Source organism: Brevundimonas denitrificans, assembly GCF_030160755.1.
Taxonomy (GTDB): domain Bacteria; phylum Pseudomonadota; class Alphaproteobacteria; order Caulobacterales; family Caulobacteraceae; genus Brevundimonas; species Brevundimonas denitrificans.
This window is the reverse complement of record NZ_BSOY01000217.1, coordinates 1-591: the sequence shown is the minus strand read 5'-3', so window position 1 is coordinate 591 and position 591 is coordinate 1. Positions and strand designations below refer to the sequence as shown.

The following is a 591-nucleotide window of genomic DNA, read 5'->3' as shown; positions in this document are numbered from 1 at the left end:
AAGCCATGACGGTCACCGAGAATATCGCCCTTGGCCTGCCCGGTCGCCAAAACATGGCTGAACTGGCCCGCCGGATCGTCGAGGTTTCCAACAATTACGGCCTCCCCCTTGAGCCGCACCGTCATGTCCACACGCTGTCTGTTGGTGAAAAACAGCGCATCGAGATTGTTCGGTGCCTGCTGCAAAATCCCAAGCTGCTGATCATGGATGAACCCACATCGGTCCTGACCCCACAGGAAGCCGACAAGATGTTTGAAACCCTGCGCCGCCTTGCGGATGAAGGGGTTTCGATCCTGTATATCAGTCACAAACTGGACGAGATCAAAGCCCTCTGTCACAAGGCGACGATCCTGCGGGGCGGTAAATATATCACGGAATGCGACCCCACACAGGAAACATCCAAGTCCCTCGCTGAGATGATGATCGGCACCAACCTTGTGGCACCGGAACATGTGGAAAATGCGACACGGGGCGAGGTTCGCCTGAAAATTCGCGACCTCAGCATGGAAACCAGCGACCAGTTCGGCGTCAATCTCAGCCAGATCAACCTTGACGTTCGCGCCGGTGAAGTCATGGGGATTGCCGGTGTGG

The 591-nt window shown here is 56.3% G+C and carries 1 protein-coding gene; it reads left to right on the top strand.

Features of this window, described 5'->3' with window-relative positions; translation table 11 throughout:
• Positions 1–591: ATP-binding cassette domain-containing protein (locus tag QQJ79_RS15850; protein WP_284223899.1), on the top strand; the 591-nt coding region annotated here is incomplete at both ends.